This is a genomic window from Bradyrhizobium sp. BR 10261, from assembly GCF_019455395.1.
Classification (GTDB): Bacteria; Pseudomonadota; Alphaproteobacteria; order Rhizobiales; family Xanthobacteraceae; genus Bradyrhizobium; species Bradyrhizobium manausense.
Genome location: NZ_JACOFQ010000026.1, coordinates 14,739 through 33,296, shown reverse-complemented (window position 1 = coordinate 33,296; position 18,558 = coordinate 14,739). Strand labels below are relative to the sequence as shown.

Genomic DNA, 18,558 nt, shown 5'->3' with positions numbered 1-18,558 from the left:
AATTCCAGCCGGAGGAAGAGCGTAATGGCTATCAAATACGGACGTCCGATCGAACTGCGCGAGGTTTCGCGCCGGGATGGCACGACCGCCTCCCCTGCCCTCGATCTGGCCGTCCGCCCGCGCCGCAACCGCAAGGCCGAATGGGCCCGGCGCATGGTGCGCGAGAATGTGCTCACCACAGACGATCTGATCTGGCCGCTATTCCTGATCGACGGCAACAACAAGCGCGAGCCCATCGCCTCGATGCCCGGCGTCGATCGCCTCAGCGTCGATCAGGCGGTGCGCGAAGCCGAACGCGCGATGAAGCTCACCATTCCCTGCATCGCTCTGTTTCCCTACACCGACCCGTCCCTGCGCGATGAGCAAGGCTCGGAAGCGACCAATCCGAACAATCTGGTCTGCCAGGGGGTGCGCGCAATCAAGAAGGAATTCCCTGAGATCGGCGTCCTTTGCGACGTCGCGCTCGATCCCTTCACCAGCCACGGCCATGACGGCCTGATCTCCGACGGTAAAATTTTGAACGACGAGACGGTCGCGGTGCTGGTGCGCCAGGCCCTGGTGCAGGCCGAAGCCGGCTGCGACATCATCGCGCCCTCCGACATGATGGATGGCCGCGTCGCCGCGATCCGGGAGGGGCTCGATCGCTCAGGCCTGCTCGACGTGCAGATCATGGCCTATGCGGCCAAGTACGCCTCCGCCTTCTATGGCCCGTTCCGGGATGCCATCGGCTCGGCCAAAACCCTTGTAGGCGACAAGCGCACCTATCAGATGGACAGCGCCAACACCGATGAAGCGCTGCGTGAGGTCGAGCTCGACATCTCCGAAGGCGCCGACATGGTGATGGTGAAGCCCGGCATGCCTTATCTCGACGTGGTCCGCCGCGTGAAAGACACCTTCGCGATGCCGACCTTCGCCTATCAGGTCTCGGGCGAATACGCGATGATATCAGCCGCCGCGAACAACGGTTGGCTCGACGGCGACCGCGCCATGATGGAGAGCCTGCTCGCCTTCAAGCGCGCCGGCGCCGACGGCGTGCTCAGCTATTTTGCGCCGAAGGCGGCTGAGAAGCTGCGCTCCGAAGCATAGGTGCCGTAGTGCCGTAGGGTGGGCAAAGCGTAGCGTGCCCACCATCCGGTAGCCGTCGCCACAAATCGTGGGCACGGCGCTGTCGCGCCTTTGCCCACCCTACAAAGCCGGTGGCCTTGTCTTCCAGCGTCGTCGTGACGGCCGGCCCCGAATGCCGGAACGTTTCGGCTAGTTGCGAACCGCGCGCCCTTGCCCGCCTACACCAATCAATCAGCCGCTTGCGCCGCAGGCCGCGGCCCGCACAACGGACGTAGCGCGTCGCGTTGCTCGGGCGACAACACCGTGACTGCATAGATCGGCTCGGGCGGCTCCCGTTTGAAGAACGGATGCGGCCATGTCTTCCCGCGCACCTTCCACGCAAGCACCTTGCCGATAGCGCGCAGGATGAGAGAGAGATTAATTGCAGTTGAGCCCACCGGCGGCTCGCCCACCGCATACTTGCCGAGAATGGCGCCGACCGGCGGGCCGGCGACATGGTCAACGGCGGGCGCGCCACCCTCGAACGCCTGGGCGATGATGCCGACAAAGGGAATGGTCGGCGAGACCGTGTTGCCGACCGGTGTGTTGCAGCAGCTTGCATACCACCGGTAGAGGCCCTTCGGGCTCAGTCGCACCCCCGCGATCCGGTCCTGTCCCTGCACAAAGGAGAGCGTCGATGGCGCGACCTGGACAATGTCGCTGCCGCCTTTCCTATTCAACAGATCGGCGCGGCCGAGCTGGTGTGCGAAGGCCTGGCAGTCGTCGCAGTAGCAGACTACACGATTGACCGTCCGGGGCGACACATCCGCGACCACGGCGCGGACGTCGCCGCAGCGGCATCGCAATTCGATCTGGCCACCCATGAAAATGATCCTGTCCGGGGCCCGAATTGCCCTCGCCCCTGCAGCATGATGCAAATCATGAACCGCGCAAGCGTCGCCGGCCGCCGAATCGCCCGAATATTTTGCAGGGTTGACCGGCCGACAGCCTTGGCGTGTGGCCGGATGGTGCCCATGTGCTGCGGGAGAGATCGGAAACCGGAAGGGAAGCTCATGTCTTACTCGGGTTCGCCAGATGACAGCGGCGTCTGGCGCAATGACGGCGGCGCGCAGCCGCACGCCTACGATCCCTATCTGCATCCGGAACTGTTCCGCGGCGTTGCGACGCGGCGCGTATTCGCGTTCCTGATCGACATGATCGTGATCTCCGTTCCCGTCGTCCTCGGCTACATCTTCATCGCCGTGTTCGGCGTGGTGACGCTGGGCATCGGCTGGGCGCTGTTCTGGCTGGCCTGGCCGGCCTCCGTGATTTGGGCCATCGTCTATTACGGCGCCAGCATCGGTGGCCCCTCGTCGGCGACGGTCGGGATGCGGATCATGGACCTGGAGCTGCGCACCTGGTACGGCGCGCCGGGCTACTTTGTCCTCGGCGCCACCCATGCCGTGCTGTTCTGGGTCTCGGTCTCATTCCTGTCGCCCTTCGTGGTGCTTGTCGGCCTCTTCAACGGCCGCCGGCGCCTGCTGCACGATTTCGTGCTGGGAACGGTCGTGATCAACAATTCCGTTCGCGCGCCCGTACCCCAGAGCGCACGGACCTGGTGAGGTCATGATGGTCAAGGACCTGCTAACCTGGATCCGCTAGACTGACTGATCTGACCAGCCGAGCAGACCGATTGACCGGGAGCTTTGGTAGCGCGATGCTGATACCCAGTTCGGAGGCCCACGACGTCCCTTGACCCAGCATTCGCGCGACACCCCACAATTTTACCTCACGGCGCCGTCCCCCTGCCCGTATCTGCCGGGCCGGCATGAGCGCAAGGTGTTCACGCACCTCGTGGGGGAACGCGCCGGCGACCTCAACGATCTCCTGACCCATGGCGGGTTCCGCCGCAGCCAGTCGATCGCGTACCGGCCTGCTTGCGACCAGTGCCGGGCCTGCGTCTCGGTCCGGGTCGTCGCCAATGAGTTCCGCGCGTCCCGCAATTTCCGCAAAGTGATGGCGCGCAACGCGGACATCATCGGCGAGCAGCGCAGCGCGGTGCCGACCTCAGAGCAATATTCGGTGTTCCGCGCCTATCTCGATGCCCGCCATCGCCATGGCGGCATGGCCGACATGACCGTGCTCGACTACGCCATGATGGTCGAGGACAGCCATGTCGAGACCCGCATCATCGAGTACCGCAAGCGCGGCCCCGACAGCGGCCTCACCGGCCGCGGCGAGGAGCTGATCGCGGTCGCACTCACCGACGTGCTCAGCGACGGCCTGTCGATGGTCTATTCGTTCTTCGAGCCGAGCCAGGTGTCCCGCTCGATGGGCACCTTCATGATCCTCGACCACATCGCCCGCGCGCGCCGGCAAGGCCTGCCTTACGTCTATCTCGGCTATTGGATCGAGGGCTCCAAGAAGATGGACTACAAGGCCCGTTTCCTGCCGCAGCAGCGCCTCGCCCCCTCAGGCTGGCTGCGCATCGACGCGCAGGGCGACTCGGCCTCCGAGCCGCAGGATTAGCTGCTTCACACTCTCTGTCATGCCCCGGCTTGCCGTCTTCGCTGAAGCTTCGCCGGCCGAGTGCCCTTGTAGGTCTGGCGTAGCCTAGCGGAGCCGGGACCGGGGCATCCAGTACACCGCAGCCTCTCGCTTCAATCGCAACCGTCTCTGGAATACTGGGTCGCCCGGTCAAGCTGGGCGACGACAGCGGCGGTATAGTTAGCCAAACAGCGTATCCACCAGCAGCTTCACGTTCAGAACCACGATCACGCCCGCGACGATCCAGGCGATGGCAACAACGGACACCGGTATCGCGAACTGCCCCATCTTGCGCCGGTCGGAGACGAAGCGAACCAGCGGGATGACCGCGAAGGGCAGCTGCATCGACAGCACGACCTGGCTGAACACCAGCAAATCCGCAGTGCCGCGCTCGCCATAAACAGCGGTGACGGCGATCACCGGAATGATGGCGATGCCGCGCGTGACGAGGCGCCGCGCCCAGCTCGGCAGACGCAAATCGAGAAAGCCTTCCATCACGATCTGGCCGGCCAGCGTCGCGGTGACGGTTGAATTCAGGCCAGAGGCCAGTAGCGCCACCGCGAACAATGTCGAGGCGATGCCGAGGCCGAGCAGCGGCGACAGCAGCTCGAAGGCCTGGCCGATCTCGGCGACGTCGGAATGGCCGCTGGTATGGAACGTCGCGGCCGCGACGACGAGGATCGCAGCGTTGATGAACAGCGCCAGCATCAGCGCGATGGTGGAATCCGTCGTCGCCCATTTGATGGCGTCGCGGCGTCCCTCGTCGTTGCGCGCATAGGCGCGCGTCTGCACGATCGAGGAATGCAGATAGAGATTATGCGGCATCACGGTCGCGCCGATGATGCCGATCGCGATGTAGAGCATCTCGGGATTGGTGAAGATCTCGCGCTTCGGCGCAAAGCCGCGCAGCACCTCGGCAACCGGCGGCGCCGCGGCGACGATCTGAACCGCGAAGCAGACCGCGATCACCGCAAGCAGCGCCATCACGAAGGCTTCGAGGAAGCGGAAGCCACGGTTCATCAGGACCAGCAGCAGGAACGCGTCGAGGGCCGCGATCAGCGCGCCGCCGACCAGGGGAATGCCGAACAGAAGTTTCAGCGCGATCGCGGTGCCGATCACCTCGGCGAGATCGCAGGCGATGATCGCCGCTTCGCAGGCAAGCCAGAGCAAGAAGTTCACCGCCGGCGAATAGGTGGCGCGGCAGGCCTGCGCCAGATCGCGGTCGGTGACGATGCCGAGCCGCGCCGCCAGCGACTGCAGCAGGATCGCCATCAGGTTCGAGAGCAGGATGACCGAGAGCAGCGTGTAGCCGAACCTTGACCCACCGGCGAGGTCGGTCGCCCAATTGCCGGGGTCCATGTAGCCGACCGAGACCATGTAGCCCGGGCCGACAAAGGCGAGCAGCCGCCGCCACCATGCCCCGGCCGCGGGGATGGCGACGGTGGCATTCACCTCGGCGAGGCTCTTGGTGGCCGGCGCGTCGGTGCGCCAGCCGGCAGCATCTTGGGTCAGGTCCTGGGTCAGATCCTGGGTCAGATCGGGCGATCGGGCATCCATGCGGTCAGAATACCGGAGTCGATTCTTATTGCAACTCATTTGCAACTGCATCTAGGCGCATTGGTTCCCGCCGCCCGTTCCGGCTTTGCCCGTTCCTGTCGGGAAGCGGGTGGGTTTGACCGTTCCCGGCAGCGAATACTGGCGGCATCACGAGTTTGCAGGAAATGCGCCATGTCAAATGCCCTTGGGCTTCCCGACACCTTCGACCGCCTCGCCTGGTCCAACCTAACGGCGCAATCGGCCGAGCAGATCGCGCTGGCCGCCGCCCCCATCGTCGCCGTGCTGACGCTGGGCGTTGCCGAGGGCCAGACCGGCGTGCTCCAGACCGCGCTTACTTTGCCCTTCGTGCTGTTCGCGATTCCCGCCGGCCTGCTGGCCGATCGCATCTCCCGCCGCGCGCTGATGGCAGGTGCCGAGGCGCTGCGGGCGGTGGCGCTGGCGGCGATCGTGCTGCTGCTCTGGCTCGGCGCGCTCAACCTGCCGCTGCTGGCGCTGCTCGGCTTTGCCGCCGTCTGTGGCACCGTCGTCTACAGCGTCGCCGCGCCGGCGCTGGTGCCCTCGCTGGTGAGCGCCGAACTGCTGTCGGCCGCGAATGCCCGCATCGAGCTTGCGCGCACCATCGCCTTTGCCAGCGGGCCGGCGCTCGGCGGCGCGCTGGTCGGCTGGTGGGGCGCGAGCCCGGCCTTCGGCTTCGCCGCGGCGCTGTCAGCGATCGCCGTGATGCTGCTCTCCGGCCTCTACGAGCCCGCGCGTGCGCCGGTGCCACGACGCCATCCGTTCCAGGACATTCGTGAGGGCGCCGGTTTTGTCTTCCACCATCCGCTGCTGCGGCCGGTGTTCATCACCCAATTCATCTTCAACACCGGCTGGTTTCTGCAGATCGCGGTGTTCGTGCCCTACGCGGTGCGCCATCTTGGCCTGACCGCGGCCGGCGTCGGCACGGTGCTGACGATGTACGGCGTCGGAATGGTGATCGGGGCGCTGTTCGCCACGCGCGTGATGAAGCGCATCGCCTTCGGCACCGTGGTCGGCCTCGGCCCGATCACCGGTTTCGTTGCCGCTGTGGTGATGGCGCTGACGGTGCTGGTGCCCTCGCCCTGGCTTGCGGCCTTGAGCTTCTTCCTGCTCGGCGTCGGGCCGATCCTGTGGGTGATCTCGACCACGACCTTGCGCCAGTCGGTGACGCCGCCGCGCCTGCTCGGGCGCGTCTCCGCCATCAACATCATGAGCTACGGCGCCCGCCCGCTCGGATCAGTGCTCGGCGCGATCGTCGGCGGCCTCTGGAGCGCGGAAGCGTGCCTCTATGTTGCGGCGGCCGTGTTCGGCGTGCAGGCGCTGGTGATCTGGCTGTCGCCGGCGGTGGCGCTCGACCGGCAGCCGGCGATGGTGGGCGACGAAGCCGCGGCGCGGGCCTAATTCGCCAGATACCTCTCATAGCTGCCGGTCACCGGCTCGCTCGCATCGACTTCGGGGTCGAGCGTGTAGAGATCCTGCGCGCGGCCGATGCCGCGGAGCGCATAGCGGCCGGTGGAAACGAGGTAGCGGCGGCCCGCGGCATCCAGGCCCTTGTAGAACTCGGCTGACGCCAGCAGCTCCCGATCGACCGAGCGGCTCATCGAGGCGATGCGGCTGACCTCGTTCACGGTCGGCCCCACCACGGTGAAATCGAGCCGGTCCTCGCTGCCGATATTGCCGTAAAAGACCTCGCCGACATGCAGGCCGATATAGGCGGACGTGGTCGGGCGGCCCTCCGCCGCCCGGCGCGCATTCAGCGCCGCCACGTTCTGACGGAACAGGTGCTCGGCCCGCAGCGCGGCCCGCCGCGCATCGGCCATGTCCTCGCCCCAGAACATCGCCAGCACGCCGTCGCCGATCAGCTTCAGCACGTCGCCACCTGCCTCGTGGATCGCGTCGATCACGGCCTGGGCGTAATCGTTGAGGAACGGGATGATCTCGTCCGGCGCGATGCTCTCGCTGATCCCGGTCGAGCCGCGCAAATCCGAATACCAGAGCACGGCATTGATGCGCTCGGTCACGCCGCGCGAGATCCGCCCGCGCAGGACCTGCTCGGAGGCATCGCGCCCGAGATAGACCCGCCCCAGCGTCCGCACGATGTCGACCTGCTGCGCCGATTTGATCGCAAGTCCCAGCACCGGCACGAGATCGCGCAGCGCGGCTAGCTCGGCTTCGCTAAAGCCTTCGTCCCGCCGCGTCGTCCAGTAGGAGTAGAGGCAGTCCATCTGCCCGAGCGCTCCGGTCTCGCCGAAGCGGTGCACGAAGGCCAGGAAATGGCGGTGACCGTGTTCGGCGAGCTCGCCGATCTGCGCGAAATCGAGCGAGGGCGCGTCGGCAAGATCGATCACCATCTCGTCGTGGCCATGCTCGAGCAGATGGTAGAACACCGAGCGGCGCCAGTTCTTGGCCGCATCGCCATCCGCCGTCGAGCCGTATTCGATGACGTTGCTCTCGTTGCTCGGCGTGTCGCTCCAGCGGAAGGCACGGCCCTCGTAGATCGGATGCAGCGTGTCGATGACGACGAGGCCGCGCGAAAGTTCCAACCCTTCAGCGCGGCAGCGCTCGCAGAAGCCGCGCAAGAGTTCGGGTTCGGGAAGGCCGGTGAGCCCCTGGCCGGCCACCCAGTTCATCAGCGCAAGGCGGGAGGTGAGTTGCATACGCCATTATGGCGTGCATTCGTGACGAACGAAAGGCCGCAACCAAGGCTCGCACCGCCAGCAGGTCGAATATGCCGCCAACGCTGTTGACGCGCTCTCGCCTGGGGTCGCAAATGCCGAAGATGACACCAAAGGCCAGAAATTCGACGACATGAGCCAGCGCCAGCTTCCGATCATCCTCGCGCTCGGCACCACGCAGACCCTGGCCTGGGCTTCCAGCTATTATCTGCCGGCCCTGCTTGCCGATCCCATGGCGCACGACCTCGGCATCTCCAGCAACTGGATTTTTGGCGCGTTCTCAGCCTCGCTCGTGATCTCCGCGATGCTGGGGCCCCGCATCGGGCGACAGATCGACCTCGTCGGCGGGCGACAGGTATTGTCCGCCTCGAACCTGACCATTGCCGCCGGCCTCGTCCTGCTCGGCTTCTCCCAGTCGGTGGCGGTGATGACCTTCGCCTGGTTCGTGCTCGGCATCGGCATGGCGATGGGGCTTTACGATGCCGCGTTCGCTGCGCTCGGCCGCATCTATGGCGCAGAAGCGCGCGGCTCGATCACCGGCATCACCTTGATGGCCGGATTCGCCTCGACCGTGGGCTGGCCGCTCACCGCCTGGGGATTGGCCCATATCGGCTGGCGCGATACGTGCTTCGCCTGGGCTGCCGCCAACGTCCTGATCGGCTTGCCCCTCAATTTCTTCGTGCTGCCTTCGATCAAGGGCGCCAGGCAGGCCGCGGCAACGGCGGAGAAACCGCACGTCCCGCTCGACCGCACCATGGTCCTGCTCGCCTTCGTCTTTGCCGCGGTCTGGACCGTCACCGGCGCCATGGCCGTGCATTTTCCGCGCATCCTGGAGGCGACCGGTGCGAGCCATGTCGAGGCGATCGCGGCCGGCGCGCTCATCGGCCCGGCCCAGGTGGTCGCGCGCATTCTCGAAGCCAGCGTCCTCTCCCGCTTCCATCCACTGTGGTCGACCCGCCTCGCCTGCCTCACCCACCCGATTGGCGCGGCTGTCGTCGCCATCTTCGGCGCGCCGGCCGCGAGCGCCTTTGCGCTGCTGCACGGCTCCGGCAACGGCATCTTGACGATCGCGCGCGGAACGCTGCCGCTGGCGATCTTCGGCCCGAAGGATTTCGGCTACCGCCTCGGCATCATCGGCGCACCGGCGCGGATGGCGCAGGCGATCGCGCCGCTGGCCTTTGGCCTGCTGATCGACATGATGGGCGCCAAGGTGCTGATGGTCTCATCCGCGCTCAGCCTGTCGGCGCTGGCCGCGCTGTTCCTGATCCGCGCAGAGAAGCGGCCGGATTGACCGTGCCGCCGCTTTCGCGCACAAGCGCTGGCATGACCGACGACAAGAGCCCGCCCCGCACCCTCAAAGGCCTGATCCGCTGGGCCATGACGCCGCCGCAGGCCTGGGGCGTCTATCTGCTGGCTTTGCTCCTGGTGTGGCTGGTCTCGTTCTATGCCGGGACGCTGAAGCCGAAGAAGACACCGGACGCCGGCCCGCCCGTCACCGCGCCGAAAAGCTGATCCGGTCTCAGTCGTAAAACTCCGGCGACATCTTCTGGGTGTCGCGCTGGCCCTTGTCGTGGTTGATCCAGAGCTGCGCCTTTTCCTTGTCGAGCGTGTCGGCGATCTTCTGCATCGAGGCCGCGCTCTGGTCCTTGTTGGTGTTCATGCTGGGAACGCGGCGGTTGTCCCAATTATCCCTGAAGTGAACGGCATCGCCTGAGAGCACCACCACGCCGGTCTTCGGCAGTCTCACCATCAGCGACTGGTGTCCCGGCGTGTGACCGGGCGTCGAGAGGATGGTGATGCTGCCGTCGCCGAACACGTCCTTGTCGCCCGCGAGCAGCTCGACCGGATGCGAGGGCTTGAAGCGCGGCTCATTGTTGGCGCCTGGCCAATCATATTCGGCCTTCTGCACGTAGAGCGTTGCCTGCGGGAACATCTCGACATTGCCAATATGGTCGGGATGGGCGTGCGAGACGCCCATCACCGTGACGTCGGCGGGCTTCACGCCGATCTGCTCGAGCTGCGAAGCCAGCGTCTTCGGGCGCCGCCAGGTGACGGCCTTGGGATCGGCCGGCACAAGGCCATTCGGCATCGCCGCAACGGCGTCGGGAATCCCTGTGTCCCACAGGAACCAGCCCTTCGCGTGCTTGATGAGATAGCAGGTGTCGACGAAGTCCATCGACTTGCCTTCGTTCACCCCGGGAGACCAGCGCCCGATATCGCCGGCGACGCCCTCCCCGCAATTCATGATGTAAAGCCTTTCGACGCCCGGCATTTGCGCGGATGCAGCCCGGACGGTCAGCGCAAGTGCGATCATAGTGAGAGCGAGCGTGAACTTGCGGGTCATCCTTGGTCCCTCCTGGCAGCCCTTCTTGTTGCGACCGAGGATCAACCCCGCCCTCGCCGCAGAATTCCGCTTCCACGCACTCCAAGCCTGCACAATGCCATGGCATCAGGCGATTGACAGGTCGGCGCGGTTTCGCTGTAATCAACGCCATGGGGATTTGAGCGATCTCCCCACGAGGCGACATGCCCAAGTATCGCGTCCCGTTCAGTTCCCACGAGGACGCATCAACATGCCTACATTCACGACCATATCTTCAGATAAATTGGCGCGCCTGATCGGCACGGCCAATGCTCCTGTCCTGATCGATGTCCGCACCGAGGACGATTTTGCCGCCGACCGGCGGCTGATCCCTGGCTCGATCAAACTCAGCCACGAGACGGTTGCGGAATGGGGCGGCCAATTTGCCGGCCGCCGTACCATCGTCTCCTGCTTACGCGGAGAAAAGCTCGCGCAGGGCACCGCGGCGTGGCTGCGCCAGCTCGGCGCCGAGGCCGAAACGCTCGAGGGCGGTTTCGAGGGCTGGAAAGCAGCAAATCTGCCGCTGCTCGACACCCGCAAGCTGCCCCCCCGCGATGCCAAGGGGCGCACGGTCTGGGTGACGCGCGCCCGGCCCAAGATCGACCGCATCGCCTGCCCCTGGCTGATCCGCCGCTTCGTCGATCCCGCCGCGGTGTTCTTGTTTGTCGCGCCGCCCGAAGTGGTCGCGGTCGGCGAGCGCTTCAAAGCCGCGCCCTTCGACATCGAGAACGTGTTCTGGAGCCACCGCGGTGAGCTCTGCACCTTCGACGTGATGGTCGAGGAGTTCGGCATTGCGACGCCTGCGCTGCTGCGGCTCGCGACTTTGGTGCGCGGCGCCGATACGGCGCGGCCCGATCTGGCCCCGGAGGCCCCTGGCCTGCTCGCGGCTTCGCTCGGGCTGTCGCGCATGTACGATGACGACCTCGAACAGCTCGAGGCCGGCATGCTGCTCTACGACGCCTTCTATCGCTGGTGCCGCGACGCCACGGCCGAGACCCACAACTGGCCGACCAACAAGGTGAAGGCGTAATGGACACCCGTAACGTTCAAGCAGGAGCTGATGCCGGTCACGGCATCAGCTTCGGTGAAGCCTTTCGTGTCTGGCTCCATGTCGCGTCGTTGAGCTTCGGCGGGCCTGCGGGCCAGATCGCCGTGATGCACCGCATCCTGGTCGAGGAGAAGAAGTGGATCTCGGAAGGCCGCTTCCTGCATGCGCTGAACTACTGCATGCTGCTGCCGGGACCCGAGGCGCAACAACTCGCCACCTATGTCGGCTGGCTGATGCATCGCACCGCTGGCGGACTGATGGCGGGCGGGCTGTTCATCCTGCCCGGCATCATCGCCATCATGGGCCTCAGCTATATCTATGCGGCTTATGGCAATGTCAGCTTCGTCGAGGCGCTGTTCTTCGGCCTGAAGGCCGCCGTGCTCGCCATCGTCGTCGAGGCCGTGTTTCGCGTCGGCAAGCGCGCGCTGAAGAATCGCATCATGATCGCGCTGGCCGCGATCGCCTTCGTTGCGATCTTCTTCTTCGCGGTGCCCTTCCCTGTCATCATCATCGCCGCCGGCCTGATCGGCTATGCCGGCGCCCGCGCCGGCCGCACCGAGTTCGCGCCCGCTGGTCATGGCCATGGCGGCAGCAACGCCGCCATCGACAGCATGCTCGGCGAAGCCGTGCCCGAACATGTGCGTCCCGACACCGCGCGTGCGATCCGCACCGCTGCGCTCTGGCTTGCCCTGTGGCTGGTCCCGGTGATCGTTCTGCTGCTGGCGCTCGGCCAAGCCAATGTGTTCAGCCAGATCGCGCTGTTCTTCTCGAAGATGGCGCTGGTCACCTTCGGCGGCGCCTATGCCGTGCTGGCCTATGTCGCCCAGCAGGCCGTTGAGCATTATCACTGGCTGAAGCCGCACGAGATGCTCGATGGCCTCGGCATGGCCGAGACCACGCCGGGCCCGCTCATCATGGTGCTCCAGTTCGTCGGCTTCATGGCGGCCTATCGCGATCCCAGCGGGCTGTCGCCGATGCTGGCGGCAACCCTCGGCGGCTTGCTCGCCACCTGGGTCACGTTCACGCCCTGCTTCCTCTGGATCTTCGTCGGCGCTCCCTACATCGAACGGCTGCGTGGCAATACGGGCCTTGCCGGCGCGCTGAGCGCGATCACCGCCGCGGTCGTCGGCGTGATCCTCAATCTGTCGATCTGGTTCGCGCTGCACACGCTGTTCCGCGAGACCGTACCGGTGCACGCCTTCCCGCTGGATTTCGACAGGCCGGTATTGACGAGCGTCGACCTGCCGGCGCTCGTGCTGTCGATCGCAGCCGCGACCGCGATCTTCCGCTTCAAGCTCGGCATGCTGACGGTGCTGGCCGGGAGCTGCGCCGCCGGCGTGGCGCTGCGGATGGTGGGGGTGATCTAGGGCGGAATTCCGCGAGCGTTGACGTGGATCAATACTGCCGACGTTGGGAGTGCGACCGGTGTGTTGAACCCGACTTGGAGTACCGACTTGGAGGACGCTCCAATGTGTAAATGGGCTTTGACGATTTTGACCGTGGCTATCGCCTTAGCAGCGGGGCACGCCCGGGCCCAAAGATTCGATCCGGCTTTTCCCGTTTGCTTGAACGTCGTCTCTCGCGGAATCAGTCCATACTATCGGTGCACCTATACGACGATGGACCAATGCCGGGCGTCGGCCAACGGTCAAATGTGCGTCCTCAACCCATATTACGCCGGTGCGACCGCCGGAGGGAAGATGCGGCGCAATTCTCGCCAAACATACACGCCGCCTGCGCCGCCGATCCACCACCGTGCCGCGCCGTACAATCAATTCAATGAACCTTATTATGGCGCCTCCCAAGGTTACGCACCGGGAGAAAAAGAACGATTTCTCCAAAGTACGAGACAATACATGTGACGGATGATGCGCCGGTCGGGCAAAGCAGCTGCGATCGGGAGGCCCTTCTGTCAAGCCCTTCGGACGCGATGGACGTTGCAACTCGCCGCGAGAAGGCAAAGGTGCGTCTGTTGTTTGGAATTTAGATTGGAGAGCGATGGCCTCTCCGCTTGCTCCGTCATTGCGAGCGCAGCGAAGCAATCCAGGGTCTTTCCGCAGAGGGATTCTGGATTGCTTCGCTGCGCTCGCAATGATGTCGAGATAGCCGCGAGGACCAGCGCACACGAGGCCCGCAGCACTACCGCATCATCATCCGCGCGATGGCTTCCCCGATCACCACCGTCGTGAAGTGGGTGTTGGCGCGGCAGTCGGACGGCATGATCGAAGCATCGGCGACGCGCAGGCCCGAGATACCCTTCACGCTGCCATCAGGATTGACGACACCGTCGGTATCATTGACGCCGCTCATGCGGCAGCTGCCGGCAGCATGCTGGATGTCGCCGGTTTCACGCCGCAGCAGCGCGTCGAGCTCGTGATCCGGCAGTGCTGCGGCCTGCGGCAATGTCAGGTCGGTGTCGGTCAGCCGGATCCAGTCGGCGATGCCTGACAGCGCCGGCTGCGAGGTGATCACCGCGAGCCGCTTCACCGCATCCATCATGCGCAGCATATCGCGGGGATCGGCCAGCATGTTCTCCTCGACAACAGGATCGATCGACGGATCTGTCGAGGCCAGCTTGAGCGTGCCGCGCGAATAGGCGTTGAACAGGCCGGCGCCGATCGCTCCGGGCATGCCGATGCCGCGATGATTGAACGCGATCAGGATCATGTCGCGCTTGCCGCCATCGGCGAGGCCTGAGGAATAGGTCACGCAGCAATTGGTATGGCGGGTGTCCGGATCGGTCGGCCGCAGATTTTCGTGCAACTGGATCGTGGCGCGAAACAGTGGATGATCGAAGAAATGCTTGCCCACAGGCAGATCGCGTTCGAGCGCGATGCCCATCGCCTTCAGCTCTTCCGCAGGCCCGATGCCCGAGCGCAGCAGGATCGCCGGGCTGTGGATCGCGCCGGCGCAGAGCACGATCTGGCGCGCGCTGATCTCGTGGGTGCCCTGCCCCTCGATGTGGACGCGAAGGCCGGTCGCCCTGTTGTCGCTGATCAGGACGCGATCGACCAGCGCACGCCCGCGGATCTCCAGATTGGCGCGGCCACGCGCGGGCTCCAGATAACCCTCATTGGTGGTGATACGGCGGCTGTCGCGGCTGTTGATGGGATAGCAGGCGACGCCCTCACCGTCAGGGCCGTTGAGATCGGCGCACCAGGGATAGCCGCTCGCGAGCGCCGCATCGCGCAAGCCGCGATCGATCGGGCCCCATTTCTCCGGTGGTGCGCGATAGACCGGCAACGGTCCGCCGCGACCATGGCCCGAGGTGTCGCCGAACTCCAGATCGTCCTCGATCACGGAGAACAGCGGCATCACCTCCCGGGCCGACCAGCCGGTGCAGCCATTGGCCGCCCACTCGTCGAAGGCATCGGCAACGCCGCGGATGGCGATCTGGCCGTTCATCATCGAGGAGCCGCCCAGCCCCTTGCCGCGCCAATAGAAACGCGGCTCCTGCCCGGCGACGCGGCGCGTCAGCAGATCGGGCCATTGCCACTTCTCCTGATATTCGCGCTGGTGGATGATCGGGATCGGGTTCGGCGTCCTCACTTCCCAGGGCGCCTCGTCGGCGCGCCAGTCGGGCCCCGCTTCGAGCAGCAGGACGCGTCGTGCCCGATCCTCGGAGAGCCTTGCTGCAACCGCGGCGCCGGCGGAGCCACCGCCGACAACAATGACATCGTACATCGCGTTACTTCTCAACGTTCCCAAGGACCGGCATGGCGGACGGTATCAGACCGCGCAGACCGATGCAGCAATGGAGGAGCATTGCTGCATATCAGGAACGAGAGCCGCGCCTACCCGATCACCCTGCCGAACTTGTTCGACTTCGGAAAACCCTTCGGCGGCAGCCGGCCGGCGTCGGCGCGGGTGCCTTGCCATTCGGCGAGCTCCTTCATGCTCGCCGAGAATTCGCGCCCCGCGGAGTCCTTCCAGGTCAGGCCGGCCTTGGCGTCGAACACGGCGACGTCGGAGAGGCCGCCGTCCTTGTACTTCTGCAAGCGCACGCCGCGGCCGCGCGCCATCTCCGGCACCTGCTCGAGCGGGAAGATCAGCATCTTGCGGTTCTCGCCGATGACAGCGACGGTGTCGCCAGCTACCTCCGTGATCGCGCGCGCCTCGTTCGGCATGTCGACGTTGAGGACCTGCTTGCCCTTCTTGGTGGTGCCGACGCAATCATCCTCGTTGACGACGAAGCCCTGGCCCTCGTGGCTCGCCACCAGGAATTTGCGGCCCCCCTTGTGCACGAACAGCGCGACGGGCGCCGCCTCCTGCTCGAGGTCGATGAACAGGCGGATCGGCTCGCCGTGGCCGCGACCGCCCGGCAGCTTCGCAACGTCGAGCGAATAGAACTTGCCGTTGGTGGCGAACAGCAAGAGCTTCGAGGTCGTCTCGGCGAAGAAGGCGAAGCCGAGCTTGTCGTCCTGCTTGAAGGCCAGGCCGGAGAGATCCTCGACATGGCCCTTCATGGTGCGGATCCAGCCCTTGTCGGAGACGACCACGGTCACCGGCTCGCGCTCGACGAGGGCTTCCTCCATCGCGGCGAGATCGTGCTCGGGCGCATCGGCGAAGGTGGTGCGGCGCTTGCCGAGCGGCGTCTTCGGTCCGAACATGTCACGGACCTTGCCGACCTGCTCGCCGACCTTCTTCCACTGCTCGGCTTCGGACGCGAGCAGGCTCTCGATCCCCTTCAGCTCCTTGCGGAGATCCCGGTCCTCGTTGCGGATTTCCATTTCCTCGAGCCGGCGCAGATTGCGCAGACGCATGTTGAGGATGGCTTCCGCCTGGATCTCGGTGAGCTTGAACGCCTTGATCAGGGCCGGCTTCGGCTCGTCCTCGGTGCGGATGATCTTGATCACCTTGTCGAGATTCAGATAGGCGACCAGATGACCGCCGAGGACTTCCAGGCGGTGCTCGATCTGCGCCTTGCGATAGCTGCTGCGCCGGATCAGCACGTCGCGCAGATGGTCGAGCCATTCGCGCAAGGCTTCCGCGAGCCCGACGACCTTGGGGATGCGGCCCTTGATCAGCACGTTGAGGTTCAGCGGAATCTTGTTCTCGAGCTCGGTCAGCCGGAACAACGACTCCATCATGAGCGCCGGATCGACGTTCTTCGACTTCGGCTCGATCACGATGCGGACGTCTTCGGCCGACTCGTCCCTGATGTCGCCGACCAGCGGCAGCTTCTTCTGGTCGAGCAGTTCGGCGATCTTCTCGATCAGGCGCGACTTCTGCACCAGGAAGGGAATCTCGGTGACGACGACGACCCAGGTGCCACGAGCGCCCTCTTCCTGCTGCCACCTGGCGCGGACACGGAACGAGCCGCGGCCGGTGGTGTAGGCTTCAGCGATCGCCTGCTTGGAATCGACGCAGATGCCGCCGGTCGGGAAATCCGGGCCCTTGACCCACTTCAGCAGCGCCTTGGATTTCGCGTCGGGCTTCTCGATCAGGTGCAGTGCGGCGTCGCAGAGCTCGGCGGCATTGTGCGGCGGGATCGAGGTCGCCATGCCAACCGCGATGCCCTGCGCGCCGTTGGCGAGCAGGTTCGGGAAGCCGCCGGGCAGCACGATCGGCTCCTTCGATTGGCCGTCGTAATTGGCGCGGAACTCAACGCCGTCCTCGTCGATGCCGTCGAGCAAAAGCCGCGCGACATCGGTCATGCGCGCTTCGGTGTAGCGGTAGGCGGCGGGGTTATCGCCGTCGATATTGCCGAAATTGCCCTGGCCGTCGACCAGCGGGTAGCGCGAGGAGAAATCCTGCGCCAGACGCACCATGGCGTCGTAGATGGCCTGGTCGCCATGCGGATGGAACGAGCCCATCACGTCGCCGACGATCTTGGCGGATTTTTTGAAAGCCGTGCCCGGGTCCAGCCTGAGCAGGCGCATGCCGTAGAGGATGCGGCGGTGGACAGGCTTCAGGCCGTCGCGCGCATCGGGCAGCGCGCGATGCATGATGGTGGAGAGCGCATAGGCGAGGTAGCGCTCTTCCAGCGCTTCCTGCAGCCGGACCTCGTGAATTTCGGCCGGTTCTTCCGGTGGAACGATTCGTTTTCCCATGCCGCCCGGTTAAACCGTGGAAGCGAATCGGGCAAGGAGGGAGTGGTTCCCTGTGGGCTGCTCCTACCCTCCCCAACCCGCCGTCACGGTCGGCTGGACGCTGGCCGGGGGTGTCGCCGGCATATTGGTGACACAGCGGCGGGCCGCCTCGATCTCGGCATCGGTTGCGCCATGGGACCGCGCCCATGTCTCTGCCGCCGCAGCGGAATATTTCGCCACATAGTACCGGACAAGGGTGCAGGAGGCGCGCCGAAACACGCCAGGTTGCGGTTCGCCGGCCATTGCGTCGGGCGCAAAAGCAAGCAGCGCCGCCGTCAGCGCAAAACCCTTGATCAACATCTGGGCTGTCCCCCGTTGTGGAACCAGCCCGGCCAACGCGGAAGCCCCCATTTTGTTCCAGAAAACTAGATATTGCAGGAGCGCGATACGCTCATGGCGCCCGCAGCGCCGCCTTGGCCTGCTGCCGCGTCAGGGCGTTGATGAAGCCGGCACGCGCATCGGAATGGCCCTGCCCGCGCGGCTCCAGCACATGGCGCAGCAGAAACAGGCCGGTCAGCCGAAAGCCGTCCTGGAGATCCTCGTCGGTGAGGTCATCAGCGGCTTCGCCATGGCGCAGGAAGGGCGGCAGCCGCAACAGCCGGTCGCGCCACGGCTCGCCCGCGCCGCGCGACACCGCGCCGCCGGATTTCGGCGAGACGTAGATCAGATCCGTGGTCTCCCCGGTCACCGCGCAGTTTTCGAGTGCCAGCCCGAAGCCGAGCTCGGAGAGCATGGCCAGCTCGAAATGGATGAGATGCACGGCCGCGCTGCCGACGTCGTCGAAATCGTCGAGCGAATGCTCGAGCAGCGCAAAGATGTCCTCGTGCGGATCGCGCTCGGGCAGCAGCCGCGCAATCGAGGCCAGGTGGGTGATGCCATAGACACCATGGGAGGATGCCAGCAGCGTAGCGGCGCGCAGCTTCAATCCCTCGATCGCGTAGGTGCCGAGATGCTCGTCGAGCCGCGCCCGCCACACCGCGCTGACGCTGTTGCCGGGCTGCAGGAGCGGCCGCAGCCGCGAGCTGGCGCCGCCGCGCACCAGGCCGAGATGCCGGCCGTGCTGACGCGTCAAGAGTTCGACGATGGCGCTCGATTCGCCATGCCGCCGCACACCCAGCACGATGCCTTCGTCGGTCCATTCCATGGGGATGAAGCTTATCGCATTTCGAGCTGTCGTAGGGTGGGCAAAGCGAAGCGTGCCCACCCATTTTTCGTGAT

At 65.5% G+C, this 18,558-nt stretch carries 17 protein-coding genes; 9 read left to right on the top strand and 8 right to left on the bottom strand.

The features are described from left to right. The first annotated feature begins 24 nt into the window (after positions 1–24). A complete protein-coding gene (gene hemB / locus HYH07_RS26760) occupies positions 25–1,086 on the top strand; it encodes a porphobilinogen synthase (RefSeq protein WP_220005300.1) in 1,062 nt (353 codons plus the stop codon). A 206-nt stretch (positions 1,087–1,292) separates the two neighbouring features. On the opposite strand, the gene HYH07_RS26755 is transcribed toward hemB, so the two are convergent. Beyond that, the gene (locus HYH07_RS26755) at positions 1,293–1,928 is read right to left on the bottom strand and encodes a DUF6151 family protein (protein ID WP_220005299.1); all 636 of its coding nucleotides are present in this window, start codon (positions 1,926–1,928) and stop codon (positions 1,293–1,295) included. Between the two features lie 189 nt (positions 1,929–2,117). Here HYH07_RS26755 and HYH07_RS26750 point away from each other — a divergent pair, with 189 nt between their 5' ends. Then, positions 2,118–2,666 carry an RDD family protein gene (locus HYH07_RS26750; RefSeq protein WP_220005298.1) on the top strand — a complete coding sequence of 183 codons (549 nt, stop codon included), beginning with the start codon at positions 2,118–2,120 and terminating at the stop codon, positions 2,664–2,666. A 130-nt stretch (positions 2,667–2,796) separates the two neighbouring features. Then, complete coding sequence (locus HYH07_RS26745; RefSeq protein ID WP_220005297.1) at positions 2,797–3,573, top strand: arginyltransferase; 777 nt, start codon at positions 2,797–2,799, stop codon at positions 3,571–3,573. 198 nt (positions 3,574–3,771) lie between these two features. Here HYH07_RS26745 and HYH07_RS26740 read toward each other — a convergent pair whose 3' ends face one another. Next, complete coding sequence (locus HYH07_RS26740) at positions 3,772–5,148, bottom strand: Nramp family divalent metal transporter (protein ID WP_220005296.1); 1,377 nt, start codon at positions 5,146–5,148, stop codon at positions 3,772–3,774. Between the two features lie 171 nt (positions 5,149–5,319). Between HYH07_RS26740 and HYH07_RS26735 the strand changes: the two genes are divergently transcribed. Next, positions 5,320–6,564: an MFS transporter gene (locus HYH07_RS26735; RefSeq protein WP_220005295.1), complete on the top strand. Its 1,245-nt coding sequence runs from the start codon at positions 5,320–5,322 to the stop codon at positions 6,562–6,564. On the opposite strand, the gene HYH07_RS26730 is transcribed toward HYH07_RS26735, so the two are convergent. Continuing rightward, positions 6,561–7,820 carry an adenylate/guanylate cyclase domain-containing protein gene (locus tag HYH07_RS26730; protein ID WP_220005294.1) on the bottom strand — a complete coding sequence of 420 codons (1,260 nt, stop codon included), beginning with the start codon at positions 7,818–7,820 and terminating at the stop codon, positions 6,561–6,563. The genes HYH07_RS26735 and HYH07_RS26730 overlap by 4 nt on opposite strands. Positions 7,821–7,971: 151 nt before the next feature. Between HYH07_RS26730 and HYH07_RS26725 the strand changes: the two genes are divergently transcribed. Then, the gene (locus HYH07_RS26725; RefSeq protein ID WP_220005293.1) at positions 7,972–9,129 is read left to right on the top strand and encodes an MFS transporter; all 1,158 of its coding nucleotides are present in this window, start codon (positions 7,972–7,974) and stop codon (positions 9,127–9,129) included. 32 nt (positions 9,130–9,161) lie between these two features. Then, positions 9,162–9,350, top strand: a complete 189-nt coding sequence (locus HYH07_RS26720; RefSeq protein WP_220005292.1) for a hypothetical protein — start codon at positions 9,162–9,164, stop codon at positions 9,348–9,350. 7 nt (positions 9,351–9,357) lie between these two features. On the opposite strand, the gene HYH07_RS26715 is transcribed toward HYH07_RS26720, so the two are convergent. Continuing rightward, entirely contained in the window at positions 9,358–10,182 is an 825-nt protein-coding gene (locus tag HYH07_RS26715; protein WP_220005291.1) for an N-acyl homoserine lactonase family protein, read from the bottom strand. Between the two features lie 229 nt (positions 10,183–10,411). Here HYH07_RS26715 and HYH07_RS26710 point away from each other — a divergent pair, with 229 nt between their 5' ends. From HYH07_RS26710 to HYH07_RS36750, 3 genes are all read left to right on the top strand, one after another. Then, entirely contained in the window at positions 10,412–11,230 is an 819-nt protein-coding gene (locus HYH07_RS26710) for a chromate resistance protein ChrB domain-containing protein (RefSeq protein WP_220005290.1), read from the top strand. Then, entirely contained in the window at positions 11,230–12,615 is a 1,386-nt protein-coding gene (gene chrA, locus HYH07_RS26705) for a chromate efflux transporter (RefSeq protein ID WP_220005289.1), read from the top strand. The genes HYH07_RS26710 and chrA overlap by 1 nt, the downstream gene beginning before the upstream one ends. A gap of 102 nt (positions 12,616–12,717) precedes the next feature. Next, positions 12,718–13,110, top strand: coding sequence for a DUF3551 domain-containing protein (locus tag HYH07_RS36750; protein WP_220005360.1), 393 nt, complete (start codon positions 12,718–12,720; stop codon positions 13,108–13,110). Between the two features lie 277 nt (positions 13,111–13,387). On the opposite strand, the gene HYH07_RS26695 is transcribed toward HYH07_RS36750, so the two are convergent. From HYH07_RS26695 to recO, 4 genes are all read right to left on the bottom strand, one after another. Next, positions 13,388–14,932: a GMC family oxidoreductase gene (locus HYH07_RS26695; protein WP_220005288.1), complete on the bottom strand. Its 1,545-nt coding sequence runs from the start codon at positions 14,930–14,932 to the stop codon at positions 13,388–13,390. Between the two features lie 110 nt (positions 14,933–15,042). Next, positions 15,043–17,301 carry a DNA topoisomerase IV subunit A gene (gene parC / locus HYH07_RS26690; protein ID WP_220005287.1) on the bottom strand — a complete coding sequence of 753 codons (2,259 nt, stop codon included), beginning with the start codon at positions 17,299–17,301 and terminating at the stop codon, positions 15,043–15,045. 63 nt (positions 17,302–17,364) lie between these two features. Next, positions 17,365–17,640 (bottom strand): hypothetical protein, encoded by a 276-nt coding sequence (locus HYH07_RS26685; protein WP_220005286.1) that lies wholly within the window; start codon positions 17,638–17,640, stop codon positions 17,365–17,367. A 91-nt stretch (positions 17,641–17,731) separates the two neighbouring features. Beyond that, the gene (gene recO, locus HYH07_RS26680; RefSeq protein ID WP_220005285.1) at positions 17,732–18,484 is read right to left on the bottom strand and encodes a DNA repair protein RecO; all 753 of its coding nucleotides are present in this window, start codon (positions 18,482–18,484) and stop codon (positions 17,732–17,734) included. Positions 18,485–18,558 lie beyond the last annotated feature (74 nt).